At 33.9% G+C, this 16,496-nt stretch carries 21 protein-coding genes and 1 riboswitch; of the genes, 7 read left to right on the forward strand and 14 right to left on the reverse strand.

Annotated features, from left to right (window positions below; all coding sequences use genetic code 11):
- Nucleotides 1-309, forward strand: a 309-nt coding sequence (locus AC3WJF_RS21615) for a sigma-70 family RNA polymerase sigma factor (RefSeq protein WP_492455921.1), incomplete at its 5' end; no start/stop codon positions are given.
- Nucleotides 306-1,397, forward strand: a complete 1,092-nt coding sequence (locus tag AC3WJF_RS21620) for a DUF4179 domain-containing protein (RefSeq protein WP_492455923.1) — start codon at nt 306-308, stop codon at nt 1,395-1,397. The genes AC3WJF_RS21615 and AC3WJF_RS21620, both read left to right, overlap by 4 nt.
- A 199-nt stretch (nt 1,398-1,596) precedes the next feature.
- Here the strand turns inward: AC3WJF_RS21620 and AC3WJF_RS21625 are convergent, their stop codons facing one another.
- The 10 genes from AC3WJF_RS21625 to AC3WJF_RS21670 form a co-directional block, all read right to left on the reverse strand.
- Nucleotides 1,597-2,142 carry a DUF1572 family protein gene (locus AC3WJF_RS21625; RefSeq protein WP_492455956.1) on the reverse strand — a complete coding sequence of 182 codons (546 nt, stop codon included), beginning with the start codon at nt 2,140-2,142 and terminating at the stop codon, nt 1,597-1,599.
- Between the two features lie 63 nt (nt 2,143-2,205).
- Nucleotides 2,206-3,102 (reverse strand): RCC1 domain-containing protein, encoded by an 897-nt coding sequence (locus AC3WJF_RS21630; RefSeq protein WP_492455924.1) that lies wholly within the window; start codon nt 3,100-3,102, stop codon nt 2,206-2,208.
- Between the two features lie 123 nt (nt 3,103-3,225).
- Nucleotides 3,226-3,762, reverse strand: a complete 537-nt coding sequence (locus AC3WJF_RS21635; protein WP_492455926.1) for a nucleotidyltransferase domain-containing protein — start codon at nt 3,760-3,762, stop codon at nt 3,226-3,228.
- Nucleotides 3,763-3,870: 108 nt separating this feature from the next.
- Complete coding sequence (locus AC3WJF_RS21640; protein ID WP_492455928.1) at nt 3,871-4,443, reverse strand: GNAT family N-acetyltransferase; 573 nt, start codon at nt 4,441-4,443, stop codon at nt 3,871-3,873.
- Nucleotides 4,444-4,603: 160 nt separating this feature from the next.
- Nucleotides 4,604-5,221: an HAD family hydrolase gene (locus tag AC3WJF_RS21645; protein WP_492455930.1), complete on the reverse strand. Its 618-nt coding sequence runs from the start codon at nt 5,219-5,221 to the stop codon at nt 4,604-4,606.
- Between the two features lie 95 nt (nt 5,222-5,316).
- Nucleotides 5,317-5,919: a GNAT family N-acetyltransferase gene (locus AC3WJF_RS21650; protein ID WP_492455932.1), complete on the reverse strand. Its 603-nt coding sequence runs from the start codon at nt 5,917-5,919 to the stop codon at nt 5,317-5,319.
- Between the two features lie 54 nt (nt 5,920-5,973).
- A complete protein-coding gene (locus AC3WJF_RS21655; RefSeq protein WP_492455934.1) occupies nt 5,974-6,729 on the reverse strand; it encodes a DUF5694 domain-containing protein in 756 nt (251 codons plus the stop codon).
- A gap of 277 nt (nt 6,730-7,006) precedes the next feature.
- The gene (locus AC3WJF_RS21660; protein WP_492455936.1) at nt 7,007-7,768 is read right to left on the reverse strand and encodes an SDR family oxidoreductase; all 762 of its coding nucleotides are present in this window, start codon (nt 7,766-7,768) and stop codon (nt 7,007-7,009) included.
- Nucleotides 7,769-7,973: 205 nt separating this feature from the next.
- On the reverse strand, nt 7,974-8,498 hold the full coding sequence (locus AC3WJF_RS21665; RefSeq protein ID WP_492455938.1) for a GNAT family N-acetyltransferase: 525 nt from the start codon (nt 8,496-8,498) through the stop codon (nt 7,974-7,976).
- Nucleotides 8,499-8,969: 471 nt separating this feature from the next.
- Entirely contained in the window at nt 8,970-9,608 is a 639-nt protein-coding gene (locus tag AC3WJF_RS21670; RefSeq protein WP_492455939.1) for a pyridoxamine 5'-phosphate oxidase family protein, read from the reverse strand.
- A 286-nt stretch (nt 9,609-9,894) separates the two neighbouring features.
- On the opposite strand from AC3WJF_RS21670, the gene AC3WJF_RS21675 reads away from it, so the two are divergent.
- Nucleotides 9,895-10,065 carry a hypothetical protein gene (locus AC3WJF_RS21675; RefSeq protein WP_492455941.1) on the forward strand — a complete coding sequence of 57 codons (171 nt, stop codon included), beginning with the start codon at nt 9,895-9,897 and terminating at the stop codon, nt 10,063-10,065.
- A 207-nt stretch (nt 10,066-10,272) separates the two neighbouring features.
- Here the strand turns inward: AC3WJF_RS21675 and AC3WJF_RS21680 are convergent, their stop codons facing one another.
- A complete protein-coding gene (locus AC3WJF_RS21680; protein ID WP_492455943.1) occupies nt 10,273-10,455 on the reverse strand; it encodes a hypothetical protein in 183 nt (60 codons plus the stop codon).
- Between the two features lie 368 nt (nt 10,456-10,823).
- Between AC3WJF_RS21680 and AC3WJF_RS21685 the strand changes: the two genes are divergently transcribed.
- Nucleotides 10,824-12,524, forward strand: coding sequence for a proline--tRNA ligase (locus tag AC3WJF_RS21685; RefSeq protein ID WP_492455944.1), 1,701 nt, complete (start codon nt 10,824-10,826; stop codon nt 12,522-12,524).
- A 347-nt stretch (nt 12,525-12,871) separates the two neighbouring features.
- Here the strand turns inward: AC3WJF_RS21685 and AC3WJF_RS21690 are convergent, their stop codons facing one another.
- Genes AC3WJF_RS21690 through AC3WJF_RS21700 form a run of 3 tightly spaced genes read right to left on the reverse strand, consistent with a single transcriptional unit; the run spans nt 12,872 to nt 14,510 of the window.
- The gene (locus tag AC3WJF_RS21690) at nt 12,872-13,492 is read right to left on the reverse strand and encodes an FMN-binding negative transcriptional regulator (protein WP_492455945.1); all 621 of its coding nucleotides are present in this window, start codon (nt 13,490-13,492) and stop codon (nt 12,872-12,874) included.
- Nucleotides 13,493-13,514: 22 nt separating this feature from the next.
- Complete coding sequence (gene paiA / locus AC3WJF_RS21695) at nt 13,515-14,033, reverse strand: spermidine/spermine N(1)-acetyltransferase (RefSeq protein WP_492455947.1); 519 nt, start codon at nt 14,031-14,033, stop codon at nt 13,515-13,517.
- Nucleotides 14,034-14,057: 24 nt separating this feature from the next.
- Complete coding sequence (locus tag AC3WJF_RS21700) at nt 14,058-14,510, reverse strand: MarR family winged helix-turn-helix transcriptional regulator (protein WP_492455949.1); 453 nt, start codon at nt 14,508-14,510, stop codon at nt 14,058-14,060.
- A 252-nt stretch (nt 14,511-14,762) separates the two neighbouring features.
- Nucleotides 14,763-14,859: riboswitch (guanidine-I (ykkC/yxkD leader) on the forward strand.
- Between the two features lie 62 nt (nt 14,860-14,921).
- Between AC3WJF_RS21700 and AC3WJF_RS21705 the strand changes: the two genes are divergently transcribed.
- From AC3WJF_RS21705 to AC3WJF_RS21715, 3 genes are all read left to right on the forward strand, one after another.
- Complete coding sequence (locus AC3WJF_RS21705; RefSeq protein WP_492455950.1) at nt 14,922-15,263, forward strand: DMT family transporter; 342 nt, start codon at nt 14,922-14,924, stop codon at nt 15,261-15,263.
- A complete protein-coding gene (locus tag AC3WJF_RS21710; protein WP_492455952.1) occupies nt 15,263-15,577 on the forward strand; it encodes a DMT family transporter in 315 nt (104 codons plus the stop codon). The genes AC3WJF_RS21705 and AC3WJF_RS21710 overlap by 1 nt, the downstream gene beginning before the upstream one ends.
- Nucleotides 15,578-15,950: 373 nt before the next feature.
- Nucleotides 15,951-16,184, forward strand: coding sequence for a hypothetical protein (locus AC3WJF_RS21715; protein WP_492455954.1), 234 nt, complete (start codon nt 15,951-15,953; stop codon nt 16,182-16,184).
- The last annotated feature ends 312 nt before the right edge of the window (nt 16,185-16,496 follow it).

Raw genomic sequence — 16,496 nt, forward strand, 5'->3', positions numbered from 1 at the left:
GATTATTACAGAAAAGCAAGTAAAAAAGTCGAAATTGCATTAACTGAGTTAGATTTGAAATCAGAAAAATCAATTGAAGATGAATTATTATTTCTTGAAAAAAGAACCGAATTAATCAATTTACTCAATGATCTAGAGCCTCTTGAACGTGATATTTTTATTATGAAGTTCTTTCTTGGGCTAAAAACTGAAGAAATTTCAACGAAACTTGGTTTAACCAAATCCTCCATTGATAATCGTATTTATAGAGGCAAAAAGAAGCTTAGTAAAAAGGCGTCGAAACTTATGATAGGAGAGACTGGAATATGAAAGATATATATGAATTATTAAATGACATAGACTTTAACGAAATGGAATTTACGGAAATGGAAGTAAGTGAAATAGAAACTGCCAAGGTAAAGAGCGCTCTGAAAAGATCGATAAATGAGAAAAAAGCATTGAAAAATAAAAGATGGAGAAAAAACGCTATAGCAGCTTCAATACTATTATGCATCTCAGCTGTAAGCATAGGAGTAACATTTCCAGCTTATGCTAACAGTTTCCCTGTAATTAATAATATTTTCCGTTTTTTTGATAGTGAAAAAACGGAGCCACTTTATAAAAATAATCAGAAACAATCTAGTATTTCTGCTGATAAAGGAAATGGAATATTTTATGAATACAAACAGTATTCAAAAACAATTAATTTAACTAAAGAAAGTAATGGGGTAAAATTCACAATTAATGATGCAATTTTTGATGGTAAGACAGTTACTTTGACTTATACGATTGAAAGCAAACAAGATATAGGTAATGTTAGTATTCCTCTGCCAAAAATAGCAGGTATGAAAGCTATAGGAGGAAGTGGAAAAACTTCAAAAATAAATACAAACAAATATGTCGGAATACTGACTGCTAGTAATGTGGAAGACAACAAGCTGGATGTGGCGAAAATTCAATGGAATATTGACGGTATGAAGAATCCCGAAAACGACACTTATATAAAAGGGAGTTGGAATTTTGCATTTTCTATAAATGCTACAGATAGCAAATTACTATTAACCAACAGTATTTCTGAGCAAAATGGAGTAAAGGTAAATATCGAAAAAATTGTTTTTAATCCTATGTCCTTTATCGTATATTATGACCAAGAAGTATCAGAGATGACTAACAGGTTGTCAGATAGAGTCTACGTTGAATTCGAAATAAAAGACAATTTAGGTAATGTCTATTCTGGAGAAGATAATGGTGGCATGGCTATTGAAGGTACTTCCAATATAAAGGGGAGTAAAACATTCGAAAAATTGGATACGAATGCAAAAGAGCTTATCATTACTCCTCATGTCACCTTAATCAATGACAATTCAGCAAAGTACACTTTTGATTCAAAAGAAATCTATATAAAATTAAATAAATAAGGAAATATTCTTAATGGACTGCTAATATTAATAGGGCAGTCCATTTTATTTAACATGACTATATATAAAAAGCACTCTAATCTTTTAAATATTTCACTCTTTTACTAAACAAAAATAGACATTAACCCATCTTAGATTAATGCCCTCTTTACTTTTAGCATAATATTTCACATATCCTCTATATAGCAGGCAAAAAAATTCATTTTAGCTTTATATATGCTACTTTCTGATTAAATTCATTCGATCCGTTTTTAGGAATGCTCAGAATTGTCCAATCCTTGTCCTTAATTTGTTTTCCAATATAAAGAATCTGTCCCAAGTGGTAACTAATATGAGCCACTTCCGTTTGTACTGCTTGAAGAACACTTAATGGTTGTTTTCTGAGTGTAACTGTTTTATGTAAATCCTCTTCTTTAAGACTTTCAATGGTTTGAAAAAGTAGTTTCCAGCCTTCTTCCCAAATTTGCAATAGTTGTTCCTTGGATTGATTATCATCAACAAATTCTAAATCTCTTTGTCTATAAGATTTTTCTCCATCAGTAGTCAGAAAATCGATCCATCGAGAGTGCATATTCCCACTTAAATGTTTAATGATTATTGCGATGTTATTAGATTCTCTACTTGGCTTCCAGTGTAATTCGTCTTCTGATAATTGCTGTATTCCTTTTTCTGCACGTTCTTTAAAGTGATGAAATTGTGCAATGATTATCCTAAGAAAATCCTTTTCAAAACTACTCAGAAATATCTCCCCTTATAAATTATTCATTATTCCAACTCATAACATCGTTTATTACGTTATAATTAAAAACTAATTGTGTGACAGTTGGATGTCGCGCCAGCCACTTACATCGCATTGGCCATATTCATTATCACCTACAGCAACCACTGTGCCGTCCGATTTAAGACCGATGGTATGAGCGCAACCAGCCGCTACCGCCACAATATCGTGCCAACCACTTACATTGCATTGGCCATGCTTATTCAAACCCACAGCCGTCACTGTGCCATCTGACTTAAGACCGATAGTATGATTACTACCCACTGCTATCGCCACAATTCCGCGCCAGCCACTTACATCGCATTGGTCATGTTTATTCAAACCCACTGCTGTCACCGTGCCGTCCGATTTAAGACCGATTGTATGAAGATAACCAGCCGCTACCGCCACAATATCGCACCAGCCACTTACATTGCATTGGCGATACCGATTATTACCCACAGCCACCACTGTGCCATCCAATCTAAGACCAATGGTATGCCAGTCACCAGCCGCTACCGCCACAATATCATGCCAGCCGCTTACATTGCATTCACCATCACTATTTCGTCCCACAGCTACCACCGTGCCATCCGATTTAAGCCCGACGGTACGACGCCAACCAGCCGCTACCGCTACAATATCGCGCCAGTCGTTTACATTGCATTGTTCATGCTTATTCCAACCTACAGCCGTCACTGTGCCGTCAGATTTAAGACCGATTGTATGAGCATTACCCGTGTTCGTGGCCATATGAACATTACCAACCGCTACTGCCACAATATCGCGCCAACCAATTACATCACATTGGCCATATTTATTATCACCCACAGCCGTCACTGTACCGTCAGTTGTAATACCAACTGTATGACGACGTCCCGCCGTTATGGTATTTTTAGGCCACCTTTTCACCTTTAACTCCACTTCTTTCGGTAAAATGTAATCCATGTTTTACCTCCTTGAATATAAACACCCCTAATTGCTCCATTATCTACATACATGCAATTATTTTTTCCGTTTCCCTTATTTCTCCTTTACTTCAATAAGAAAAGAGTAGCCCTTTTCACACCCTTACTTAAAATCTGATATTATACTGTGCAGAATCTTTTTACTTTCTGCATCCTTTTGTCGGTATGGGCGACCAATTTGTTCATAGATTTCCTTTTCTTCTAATAGCTGTTTTGGGTGTAGAACTTTTGCTGATATTTCTTGTAACTTGTAATTTTGCGGTAAAAGGGAGTCTGCTCGCCATACCCATTCAGGTAAGCCGTTCAAAATGAGGCTTCCATCGACGGTGTAGGTTAAGTAGCCAAATGCAACTTCTACACTATCCTTACGAAAATCAGATTGCCTATTACGAAACTGCTCTTTGACAGGTATTTGTTCATAACCAGCTTTTGCAAGTGTATTTTCTAATCGATCTCTATATGTTGTCCACGTTACTATATCAATATCACTATGCGGTCGAGTAATCTTTCCAAGTAGAAAATCTATTGCCCAACCTCCACGTAACCAAAAATCACCATCGAGCTCCTCAAATATTGCTCTAATTTCACTCAATACCTTTAATTGTGACTTTGTCTGTTCATCGAATTTTTCGTGTGTCATGTTAATTCTCTTTCCCCCAAATTAGATGTTGCAGTAGATACAATCTTATTCTGCTAAACTGAACTTAGATGAATAACTTCAACAAAAAAAGCTTTAATCCTTCTTCGATTAAAGCCCCCGTTCATTGAGTAAGTTAGCTTCATATTTGAGAATACCGTAGTAAACAAGGTCTACATATTTGTTTTCCTTCATGACATGATTTCTTAGTATACCTTCTTTTTTCATACCTATTTTCTCCATAACCCTTCCTGAAGCTAGATTTGAATGAAAGTACCGAGCAAATACTTTATGATAGTGTTTTTCAACAAATGCAAATTCTAGTAAAGCTTTACTAGCCTCTGTAGCAAAGCCATTTCCCCAATATTCTTCTCCAATCCAATAAGCAAGTTCACCATTATTAAATTTTTGATTGTTAGATAATGCTATTGCCCCATATAACTTTCCAGAAAATTTATCCGTAATTGCGTATTCAAAATACTTATCATCATTAAAATTATCAAGATGATTTTTTATCCAAGATAAAGCATCCTCTATTGAATACGGAAAGGGTAAATATAAAGTGTTTTTGAAAATATTGTAATTATTACAAAGCCTAGTAACCTCCGGTGAGTCGAACTCTTTAAATAGACGTAGAAGCAATCTATTCGTTTCTATTGTTCTTTCTGTATTACTATAAATCATATTTATCCCCCTCAAAGCATCTGATAGCCATCCATAATGCAAAGCTTCACCAGAGAAAATGCAAGATGTCGAAATTTTTACATTGAAGTACTGCAAACCAGTACATTTTTTTCATTCCTATAAACTTTTCCAACTTTTTGTCTAGGATTAATACAATTTATTAAAATATTGCTGTAAGTTCTTCAAACTTCTCAATAGCATACTCATACTCACTTACTTGTCCGAATCCATACTTTGCATAAACAAATGGAATTCCAGCATATCTTGCAGCATTTAAATCGCCAACTGTATCCCCTACATAAATAGGGGTGGATAAGTTGTTCCTTTTGATTATTAAGTTTATATTATCCCCTTTTGAAAGTCCGGTTCTTCCTGGATTCTCATAATCTAAAAAATATTTTCCAAGATTATGAAACTCATAAAAAGACTCAATGTATCCATCCTGACAGTTGCTTACGATAAAGAGTTTGTACTTCTTCGATAATATGTTCAACACTTTCTCAACATTAGGATAAAGATTACCACCTTGTTTCTTTATATATTCACTTTCAGTATTACAACACACGGTTATCACTTGGTCGCAAAATTCCTCGTTTAAATAAGGAAACAACTTTTTACCAATCTCATGCATTTGAAGCCCCATTACTTTTTCGAAATCAACCCGTGTTAATTCTTTTTTAATTTGACTATATTCCTTGATGCAGCTATTCCAAGCATTAAGAACGGTATTAATTGGATCCCAAATCGTTCCATCTAAATCAAAAATAATACTATCCATAAGTGGTTTCACCTCTATGTCTTCAAAAAACTATCGATTATTTTGAAGTGGAATTTTTAACGTAAGATTCCGTTTGTAAGTTGTCTCATTGTTTTTTATTTTACTAACTTAAGAATATAGTTTTGAACAATTTCAAGGTTCTTACGATAATCTTCTTGAAGTATTCCATAAACAGCACAATCTTTGTATTGATTCTTGGCATTGCGAATCATATGTCGGATGATTCCTTCTTGAACCATACCTGCTTTACCCATCACTTTTCCAGAAGCCGGGTTGTCCGTGTTATGTGCTGCAGCGATTTTGTTTATTCCCATATGTCGGAAGCCGAATTCCACCACCGCCCTTAACGCTTCTGTTCCATACCCTTGGTTCCACCATTTATATCCAATCGTATAACCTACCTTACAGTTTTCGGTATTGTTTTCGAAGTCATATAAATCTATTTCTCCAATCAATTCACGGTCTGCTTTTCGCTCAATAGCCCACCAACAAAATTCATTATGAGTATAATCACTTACTATTTTTGTCACCCTCTCGATGGTTTCTGAAACAGTCTTGTGTGCCCCATTGATGAGATTATCCGATACCCGTTCGTCCGATAACCAATGGTCAAAAACCTTTTGAGCATCAGACAATTCCATCCTTCTAAGGATTAATCGATCTGTCTCTATTTTAGGTGTTCCTAAATAATTTATCATTTGGGTCTCCTTCTAAAACCAAAATCAAATAAACAGCACATTCTCTCCAAATATTTATAATAAGTATTTTTCAATTGGTTCTAATGAAAACATCCCACTTTCTTTCATAAACTGGGTTAACAATTGCATATGTCCAGCACCATAAATTACTAATATTCTATCTTCTGGTGAAGATATCTGTGCAATATTCGCATAGATAATCATATTTCTACGGTACCAATAATTACAGAGCCAATCTACACCTATGTTATTTTTACCATCTCCCACTCGTGCTAGGTTCATATAAAATATCTCTTGGTCGCTTTGACTACCAATGTGATTGTTACATTCTAGCAAAAGTTCTCTTACAGTGTTTACTGACTGTGCCTTTTGAAATTTATCAATGTTTTCCACTCCAATAGAATTTAAGTGTTTATACATTTCAGGTAGGTGTAGTTTTGCATAATCTAGCACATCTTCTAGTGATATTCCTTCAGTCCATTCATTCCAATCAACAGGATAAATTCTTTCGTGACCAAGTTCGGCAGCAGTACGAAAGCCTAGTTGATGAATTTCATTAGCAGTAAGTGTAAAATCACCCGACAAATATGAATGATAATCTTTATTTAGAGCCTCATCTGATTCAGCTAATGCTTCAACAGCAACCTTCGTCGGTTTGAATAATTTTAGTCTCTCCACAACCTCTGTGAGTTCTTGTTGTCTTTTTGGTGCTAATACATCATCGGCTTTAATATTATGTAAATCCAGTCCTGGGTTATTCATATGGTAAGTACCGAGAATTAAAGCAGCAGGTTTATCATTAGTGTTCATCTTGAAAAACATCCTCCCATAATAAAATAGTCCCTCATCAATTCGTGAATACAAAATACATCCCTTAATACTGACTTTTTCATTTTATAACTCCTTATTAACAATCCCCGCAGTTTTTCCTTATTCTACTAAACTAGCGTTAGCTTAATAACTTCAACAAAAAAAGCGTTAATCCTTCTTTGATTAACGGCCCCGAAAATTTAAGCTCATTTCTTCACAATCTTGTTTTGGAATTAAATAAGGACTGCCACAGCAGCCTGTCCTTTTACATCATCCCTTAAACCCTCTTATTTTCTAGATACTCTTCAAATGTTATTTCCCCTACTTTTTGAAAGGAATTGGTATTTTTTCCATCACAAATAGATTTGTATAGTTTTCCTGGTAAAGAAATGTTTAAAACTTTGTTTGTTTCATTATTTATCTTAATTTTCAGCTCAGCCATCTCTCTTAACGTCATTATAGATGGCCCTCCAAAGTCATCGGTTCTTCCTTGAGGATCTTTATTAATTAAACCCACTAAATGTTTTGCATATTCATCAACACTTACGCTTTGAAATTTCATGTTGCCCGGGATAACATACCTTTTAAAGAGAGGTTTTGATAAAAGTAACTTTTCGACAAAGCCGTGGAATTGAGTTGCACGAACTATTGTATTAGGAATAGAACTATTCCTTAACAATTCTTCTGCTTCGTATTTAAGCTTATAATATTTCAGTGGTATTTCCTCTATTCCAACAATTGACGGATAAATAAAATGTTTTATGTGTTTCAACCTACTTAAAAAGTTTTCAAACCCTGTTACCTCGAAATTTTGCGAATTTTTTTGGGGACTTGTTGCTGCGTGAATAATTACATCTACATCTTTTACTGCTTCTTCCAAGCCTTCACCAGATAATAAATCGCTATAAACCCAATCGAAATGTCCCAATGTTTCAGGCTCTCTTCTCGAAGTTATTTTCACTTTATAGTCGGAATCTTTTAGTTGATTTAGCACAGCTGAACCTAGTTGTCCTGTTGAACCAGTCACCAATATCCTCAAGTACAACACTCCTTTTATAATGGATTATCTTTGTATTGTAATATTCAGAAGTTGGAGTCTTTATTCAGCTAAACATACGTTAGTGAAAAAACAACTGTTCATGTTCATATTGAACAATATCCCCTGATATCATTCCACGAAGAAAAGCTTCACCATAGAAAATGCAAGATGAATAGGCTCTTACATTTTAGTAGAATAATAAAAATTAATATATATTCCTGATATCTTCCCAACCATACACAAATTCGGAAAGTCTCTTGCCAGCAATTTCAACTTCAACCCTATCAATTTTATTACCGCCAAGTCTCTCGTAAAATAGACGAGAACCATTATCTTCCAGTACAAGAACAAGCATAGAATTTATTCCCAGTCCTTTAATTTCATCTATTATTGGTTTAACAAGGACTGATCCTATACCTTTTCCCTGATGGTCTTTTAATATATATATTGCATATAACTCTCCATCATATCCACTGTATTTCCCGCTTCTTTCTTTACCGCCAGATGAGAAACCAACAATTTCCCCTTCATCATTTTCAGCTACATATACTCCTCCATTAGGAATGTTATTTACCCATAGCTCTTCTCGATTTTCATATTTTAAATTATTTAGATATTCGTCTGGAACAATATTGGTATATGTTGTTTTCCAACTGTCAACGTGTACCTTAGCAATTCCTTTTGCATCAGTTAAAACTGCTTTTCTAATTTTAATAAGCCCATTATCCATTGGTTTCATCACCTTTATATACTCAATTGAGCCATTTATTATATCTACCTTTTTTCAACTATACTGATCGATAGTTCAATATATAATGTTTTCATTTCTATAATGAAAACATTAATTCCTCTAAATATTACAATCAATTTAGGAGGTATTTATATTGCTGTTATCAAATACCTTAGAACTTTATGAATCGGATAAAAGGATCTCCCCAAACACTAATACAATTCCCCAATTTAAATGCCACATACTTCTGTATCGTAGTTCAAAATCCTTCTCTTACTATCTCGCCTTTTAATTTAAATACATTCCTTCCTCATCTTTTCTATACAATTTTACCTAATTACAAAATTTCCTCTATTAGGATTAATTAACAATATTGTCCTAAAATGAAAAAAGAGCACTTTTCCTTACTAAAGGATAGCGCCAGATTGTGGATCATTGGTTAAATCTCAATCAAGATAAACCTACATAAGTTCAATAAAGTTTTTTTATATAACTTTCTTGAAGTCTTTCAGCAATTATTTCAACACTGGAGTTAGGAATCTTAGTGTGCTCAAATAGAATTTTAGCAGCAGATGGTAATGTTTCTTTATCAGACCAAGCTGAGGGATCCCATAATTTTGATCTCTTAAAAGCTTTTGCACAATGTATGAAACATTCCTCTACTTCCACACCAATACCTACAATAGGTCTTTTTCCTTTAACAGCCATTTTTTCTAGAAGCTCATCATCTTTTACCAAACAAGCATTACCGTTAACTCTGAGTGTTTCTCCTAATCCTGGAATAAAAAATAAAAGCCCCACTTTTGGATTTAATAAAATATTACGCATTGAATCTATTCTTTTGTTTCCCGGTCTTTCTGGTATGATTAGATGCTTATTATCTAGTATACGAACAAATCCAGGCATATCCCCTCTAGGTGAAACATCACAAAAACCTAAATTATCAGAAGTTGCAATCACTAAAAAAGGTGACTTAGAAATAAAATCATAACAATGATGGTCTAGATCTTTAATCACCTTTCTTTTTACTAATTCACTCGGAAAACCAATAATTGAACGCAATTCTTCTTCGTTTTCAACAGTATTTTTGAATTTTTTATATTGTTCCAAACAGCCGTCACTCCTCTTCGAGTTACAATTACCTTTCAACATTCTTTACTTTTCAAAAGTATCAAAGTAATGTTAATGGAATATCAATTACATTTTGTTTATTAAAATATTTTTTGAATTATAAGGTATATAAAGATCACTAACATGCTTCGTTCAACAAAGTACAATTTCTTTGCTACATAAAATCATCAAACTGCCGCATAATCATATTAGTAAATTGAAAGAATATATAGAATTTTCCCTCTCCTCATGTTAAGATTAATACGTTAAAACCAGGAGGTATTATATGACCGAAGAATTATTGTTTGTGATTGTCCTTATCTCGGTTGGTATTTTTTTAATTAGCCGCTATAATAAGTTAACTCATCCTCTAATAACTTTTCTAAGTGTATTTGCTATAATGTCCACCATTTATGCAATCCCTTATTTTCTTATGATTATTACAAGCTTGTTTTAAAAATTTATTTAATCCTTCCATTCCTTTGCTATAAATAAGGGGTTATTATCGACAGCTTCCTCAAATTATGTGTTTCAGAAGATACATTCTTATTCTGCTGAACCGAACTTTAGTTTTATAACTTCAACAAAAAAAGCGTTAATCCTTCTTCAATTAACACACTCATTTGTTCAATAAGAAATTGTACATAGTCGGTTGGATAAAGAACTAAAGGTTCCAAGCTTCTTTTAAAAGTCGAATTCCTGTATCAATTTCTGTTTCTGATAAACCTCCAAAACCTAGTAAGGCTCTGTGGCCAGCACTTTCTTTTTCCCCATGATTATATATTGACAATGGATATACCTTTACACCAACATTCACTGCCCTTCTAATTAATTCGACTTCATCCATCCTGTTTTTTTTCTTTTAAAACAATATGTAGTCCTGAATTTCCACCACATATTCTTCCGCACATAATTGATCGTAGGCTGACTGAATTGTATGAGTTGAAATCATTTTGGCTTTGAGAAGGAATGGTTCACTTTATTAATTTGCTTTACTATAGTTGGTACATGTAAGACATCCAGAGATTTTAAAATAAAAATAAGCTAAAGCGTCAGTTTAGGCGAAACCCATTGGTCGCAGGAAATTGAAGTATGTCAGTTAACTATGTTCAAAGACATCTACCTTTGATAATATTAATTAAATAAACCCTTGTGGTGAAAACTGAGTTTCACTTTTAAAAAGTAAATTAGATGAAAAGGAGGTACGGTGTATTAATGAGACAAACAAAGACACTTATTCCTACACTTAGAGAAATTCCAGCTGACGCAGATACAAAAAGCCATCAGCTTTTGTTAAGGGCCGGTTTTATTCGGCAAAATGCAAGCGGTATATATACATACATGCCTCTTGGTAGAAGAGTTCTCCAAAAAGTAGAGAACATCGTCCGTGAGGAAATGGATCAAGCCGGGGCTGTCGAATTGTTAATGCCTGCGCTACAAGCTGCAGAGTTATGGCAGGAATCCGGTCGTTGGTATACATATGGACCAGAGTTAATGCGACTAAAGGACAGGCATGAGCGTGAATTTGCCCTAGGTGCAACCCATGAGGAAGTCATTACGAGTCTAGTTCGGGATGAAGTAAAGTCTTACAAAAAGTTGCCACTTACTTTATATCAAATTCAAACAAAGTTCAGGGATGAAAAGCGCCCGCGCTTTGGACTGCTGCGTGGACGTGAGTTTGTAATGAAGGACGCTTATTCCTTCCACTCCAATCAGGAGAGCCTTGATGAAGTTTATCAAGATTTATTTTCTGCCTATTCAAATGTATTTAGACGCTGCGGTTTAAATTTCCGTGCGGTAATTGCTGATTCCGGAGCAATGGGCGGTAAGGATACTCATGAATTTATGGTCTTATCATCGATAGGTGAGGATACAATTGCCTATTCAGATACATCTGATTATGCTGCAAACATCGAAATGGCTCCAGTCAACATTGAGTATCAAAAAATGGACGAGCCTGCCAAAGAAATCGAGAAAGTTATAACGGAAAACAAAAAAACAATCGAGCAGGTTTCTTCCTTCTTGAAAGTAAACTCTGAAAAAATAATCAAATCTTTGCTGTTTAAAGTAGACGATAAGTATGTACTTGTGCTTATCCGTGGAGACCACGAGGTAAATGATATAAAACTTAAAAACTTGTTAGAAGCCGGGAGCGTAGATTTAGCATCTCCTGAAGAAACAGTAGAAATATTGGGTTGTAAGGTCGGTTCACTTGGCCCGATTGGTGTAAGCAATGTTGAAATTGTTGCCGATCATGCAGTTAAAGCAATTGAAAACGGCGTCTGCGGTGCAAACGAAGAACACTATCATTATATAAATGTAAACCCTGATCGTGATTTTAAAATCAACTCCTACGCAGATTTGCGCTTTATCCAAGAGGGTGACCCATCACCGGATGGAGAAGGAAAAATCTTGTTTGCAAAGGGAATAGAAGTTGGGCATGTCTTTAAGCTTGGAACACGATATAGTGAAGCGATGAATGCAACCTATCTGGATGAAAACGGAAAAGCAAAACCGATGATTATGGGTTGCTACGGAATCGGAGTTTCCCGCACTGTTTCCGCAATCGCAGAACAATTTAATGATGAGAAGGGACTTGTTTTGCCTGCAAATATTGCACCATATCAATTACACTTAATTGCGGTTAATATGAAGGATGAAGTACAGTCAGCACTGTCTGAGAAACTTTATAAAGAACTTGCGAAGAAATATGAAGTTTTATTTGATGACCGCCACGAAAGACCAGGCGTGAAATTTACTGATTCAGACTTAATCGGTCTGCCAATCCGCATAACTGTTGGAAAGAAAGCGGCAGAGGGGATCGTCGAACTGAAGGTACGAAAAACAGATGAATTGTTTGAAGTACACGTGGAAGAATTAATTGAAAGAATTAATGAGTTAATAGCTAATTTATAAATTAGGAGGGGATGATTCTTTAGGTCATCCTCCTTATTTCTTTCAAAGACCAAACTTGAGAAAAAATAGAATAAGAAAAATCATTCATAGTGCAGATGCAACAAAAATGATAAAATAGCTTCCATTAAAAGTTTTATCTAAGATGTTGAATACCAATTGTCATTGATTATTTTGTTTACCTGTTTAATCCATACCTTCAAAAAGAACAGAACGGGATTCTGTTCATTGATAATATGGAATCCAAAAAAATTCAAAAAAAGTACCATATTAATCAAACGTTTTTCATCTTCAGCTAAAGCACCTTTACTTTAAGTACATTCTTTCACTTTCTAATTATGTTGAATCAGCTAACTAAATGACTCTCTGTTTTTCATCACTTCTGCGACTTGTTGAGAATGTAAATCTCCTTCTTCTTTCAACTTATCAATAATGTTGTGGTAGTCCTCTTCATTTCGATTTTGACTTAATTTATATGCTGCTTGAACTTCTTCTATTTTAATTTTAAATCCAACAATACCTTTTATTTGTTTCTTTGTTTTTGAAGAAAGATTTTCCCATAAAGCTGCATTCTTACGATGACTTTCGTATTTTTGTAATAATAGTATAAGATCTTCTTCTAACTCTTGTTCACTCATGATACTAGCTGTTCCATATACATGGACAGATTGGTAATTCCATGTTGGTACATTTTCATGTGCATACCAAGACGATGAAATGTACGCATGTGTGCCCTGAAACATAACAAGGACATTTTCATTCTCACCCTCGAACGTTTTCCATTGAGGATTCGCATAAGCCAAATGTCCAGTAATGTAGTAGTCATCCCCTTTTTTATTTAACCCCAAAGGCAAATGAGTGGCAATTGGTTTTCCTTGTTCTGTTGTGACAATCGTGCCAAAAGAGTTTTTTTGAACATAATCCCAAATCTCATCGATATTTGTGACCTGAAAATGTTTTGGAATATACATAATAACCGCCCTCCATAAAAAATTATATGATTGCTTTAGTCATAATAAAGTCCATTTGTTCTTCATCACCAATAAAAAAAGCGTGGGTACCAGTTTGAACAAACCCCATTTTCTGATAAAAAGCAATTGCATTATTATTTTTTTCCCATACACCTAGCCAGATTTTCTTTTTATTACCTTCCATCGCAATTTCCATAGCTTTATTTAGCAGACATTTACCAAGCCCCTGCTTTTGAAATTTGCTCTTTACATAAATCCTCTCGATTTCAAGTGATTCATCACCCATGTCTTCAGACTGAGCATCATTGGTATTGACCTTTAAATATCCAGCTACTTCATGATTAAAATAAACAAATAAGAATTGCGAAGAAATATTGGATAATTCTTTTTCTAATTGTTTTAAGTTAAATGCACTTTCCATATAGGCATTCATATTTTCGGGAGTATTTTGGTCCTTATATGTCTCATTAAATGTTCCATAACTAATTTCTTGAAGTGTGCGTGAATCTTCAATGGTACACTTTTTTATATCTATAGTCATTTAAATATTCGCTCCTTGATATTATTAATAGTTTCTCTTGTTTCCCTTTTTTACAAATTCCCAGTCTTTTTCAATATTTTTTCTTACTCTTTGAAGAAAATGGAAAATAGTTTCTACTTCTGTTTCGGAAAATCCCTCTAATGCAGAGATATTGGAGTAATTATTTTCTCTTATTATAAATGGATAAACAATTTTCCCTTTCTCTGTTGGAAAGAGTTTTTTAATCTTTTTGTTTTGTTCATCTTCCTTTTTTTCAATAAAGCCATTCAATTCGAGTTTTTTAATAGCACGAGATGCTGTTGTTCGATCTACTTTTATCATCTCAGCTAGCTTTTCTTGAATGATGCCTGGGTTTTCACATATTCGCACAATGTACAAGTACTGGCCTTTCGTAAGGTCATATTCTTTAAATTCTATATTACTTATGGAATCTAATGCTCTTGCTATCATTCCAATTTCACGAAGAATTTCCTTCATAATTAACTCCTTAGATTATATTTTTATTGCAAATGCAATAAAAATGTTATACATTAAATTTATCTTAATTTTGTTGCATTTGCAATAATAAATCAGAAATCGAATAAAGTAAAATATATAATATGAATTTGGTATTTCTTTCACTATACAATCAGATCTTGGAGTTTCACCTTTTGATTGGACTAAGTGATTTTATGAATTTTTATTTGAACTTATTTGCAATCTGTGTAATATTATAGTTAATTATATATTTTAAATGTTTTCTAGGGTTCCGCAACTCTCAGTTGGTCTGGTCCGAGAGAAAACTCACAGCATTGCTGTGTCACGGAGGGATAAAAGCCCGGGAGATACTGTTTACAGTAGTCTCTTGGGCTTTTTTGTTTTCATGAAAAAAATTTGGAGGTGCTATTTATGAACAAAAACTGGGTTAAAGTATTTGTTGCTGCATTTTTTGAGGTTTTTTGGGTTATTGGATTAAAACATGCATATGACTTTTGGACTTGGAGCGGAACAGTTATTTCAATTATTATCAGTTTTTATGCCTTGATCATGGCCGGGAGGAGACTACCCGTAGGAACTGTTTATGCCGTTTTTGTGGGATTAGGTACTGCTGGAACTGTTTTTTCAGATATCGTTTTCTTTGGCGAACCATTAAAGCCAGCGAAAATCATATTGATTTTGGTTTTATTAGCAGGGGTAATTGGATTGAAATTAATTACGGGCGATAAACTTGAGAAAGGAGTTGATTCTTAATGGCGTGGATATTTTTGATTGCGGCAGGTTTATTCGAAATGTTTGGAGTTACCATGATAAATAAGTTGCACAGAGATCGAAATTGGAAAGCAATGATACTGCTTATTCTTGGATTTGGAGCAAGTTTTCTATTTTTGGCATTTGCAATGAAAACTTTACCTATGGGTACTGCATATGCTATTTGGACAGGAATAGGTGCATCTGGTGGAGCAGTATTAGGAATGATTTTTTATGGTGAATCAAAAAATTGGAAAAGAATAATTTTTATTGTAATGGTTTTAGGATCAGCCATTGGATTAAAACTGGTTTCATAGGATTAAATTGCTCCTTATAAGGAGAGGGAAAATTTGAATGATGAAAATATAAGAAGTGGAATAGTACTTTTTTCGCTGTTTTGATAAGTGCTCTTCATATAATGCTATATATAGTAAATGAAATACCAAATCTATTTTCTACATTTCAATATTAATGATAATTGGAGCAAGTTTATTGATTGCTTCAAAATTTTTATACCCCAATACAGTCAAACTCCACTAAAATCGTTAGTTTAAGTGGAGTTTTCACAGTTCTCCCTCTTTATTAAAACCTACGCTCTTTTCGTAAATTTTGTTGATTTACCTTAAAAAATCAGAATTTTGGTATAATGGTTTAATAGAAAATCATTTTCGAAAATTGGGGTGAAAGTCAATGGTATGGATTAAAGTTTTCGGATTACTATCAGCAATTTGTTCCATAGCAACATTTGTGCAAATTTTAAGTTTTAAAAGAGAAATAATAAAAATGGACGAAGACCAAGAATTGACTGAAGAATTAACAAATAAATGGAAAAAGCGATTTATCTATCCATACATTTTTGTGTGTGTTTCTGGAATTTTTTTTACTGTAATAACTTATATTTTCCGAATTTTTTTTGATGATTGAAATTTATGATGCCTTAAACTATTTTTCACCTAACCTGAGCTTTACTGGTATATGAAAAAAGGCTGCAGCAGCAACCGCGTGTTCAACTAATGCATGCGTTTGTTTAAGTACAGGATTTCACAAACTTACATAATCAATTATCACTATCTTCTAATCTATCCAAAAGTTTGTCAATTTATTTGAAATTCTTATAAGAATAACGATGATATGAATAAAAAAACCAGCAACAATTTATATAACGAGTTTACTTGTGAGGTGCAAAACGGTAAATCACAAACTTAATCACATAGCAAATCACAGTATATTGCACAG

The sequence above is a fragment of the Heyndrickxia sp. FW510-T9 genome (assembly GCF_058781025.1).

What these genes read in the sequence shown, in the direction of transcription:
- AC3WJF_RS21655 (WP_492455934.1), bottom strand. Translation starts at nt 6,729, where the DNA reads ATGAACACTAATGATAAACCTGCTGCTTTAATTCTCGGTACTTACCAT.
- AC3WJF_RS21680 (WP_492455943.1), bottom strand. Translation starts at nt 10,455, where the DNA reads ATGGATGAAGTCGAATTAATTAGAAGGGCAGTGAATGTTGGTGTAAAG.
- paiA (WP_492455947.1), bottom strand. Translation starts at nt 14,033, where the DNA reads ATGACTATAGATATAAAAAAGTGTACCATTGAAGATTCACGCACACTT.
- AC3WJF_RS21705 (WP_492455950.1), top strand. Translation starts at nt 14,922, where the DNA reads ATGAACAAAAACTGGGTTAAAGTATTTGTTGCTGCATTTTTTGAGGTT.
- AC3WJF_RS21630 (WP_492455924.1), bottom strand. Translation starts at nt 3,102, where the DNA reads ATGGATTACATTTTACCGAAAGAAGTGGAGTTAAAGGTGAAAAGGTGG.
- AC3WJF_RS21650 (WP_492455932.1), bottom strand. Translation starts at nt 5,919, where the DNA reads ATGATAAATTATTTAGGAACACCTAAAATAGAGACAGATCGATTAATC.
- AC3WJF_RS21620 (WP_492455923.1), top strand. Translation starts at nt 306, where the DNA reads ATGAAAGATATATATGAATTATTAAATGACATAGACTTTAACGAAATG.
- AC3WJF_RS21715 (WP_492455954.1), top strand. Translation starts at nt 15,951, where the DNA reads ATGGTATGGATTAAAGTTTTCGGATTACTATCAGCAATTTGTTCCATA.
- AC3WJF_RS21640 (WP_492455928.1), bottom strand. Translation starts at nt 4,443, where the DNA reads ATGATTTATAGTAATACAGAAAGAACAATAGAAACGAATAGATTGCTT.
- AC3WJF_RS21675 (WP_492455941.1), top strand. Translation starts at nt 9,895, where the DNA reads ATGACCGAAGAATTATTGTTTGTGATTGTCCTTATCTCGGTTGGTATT.
- AC3WJF_RS21700 (WP_492455949.1), bottom strand. Translation starts at nt 14,510, where the DNA reads ATGAAGGAAATTCTTCGTGAAATTGGAATGATAGCAAGAGCATTAGAT.
- AC3WJF_RS21645 (WP_492455930.1), bottom strand. Translation starts at nt 5,221, where the DNA reads ATGGATAGTATTATTTTTGATTTAGATGGAACGATTTGGGATCCAATT.
- AC3WJF_RS21710 (WP_492455952.1), top strand. Translation starts at nt 15,263, where the DNA reads ATGGCGTGGATATTTTTGATTGCGGCAGGTTTATTCGAAATGTTTGGA.
- AC3WJF_RS21685 (WP_492455944.1), top strand. Translation starts at nt 10,824, where the DNA reads ATGAGACAAACAAAGACACTTATTCCTACACTTAGAGAAATTCCAGCT.
- AC3WJF_RS21665 (WP_492455938.1), bottom strand. Translation starts at nt 8,498, where the DNA reads ATGGATAATGGGCTTATTAAAATTAGAAAAGCAGTTTTAACTGATGCA.
- AC3WJF_RS21635 (WP_492455926.1), bottom strand. Translation starts at nt 3,762, where the DNA reads ATGACACACGAAAAATTCGATGAACAGACAAAGTCACAATTAAAGGTA.
- AC3WJF_RS21690 (WP_492455945.1), bottom strand. Translation starts at nt 13,492, where the DNA reads ATGTATATTCCAAAACATTTTCAGGTCACAAATATCGATGAGATTTGG.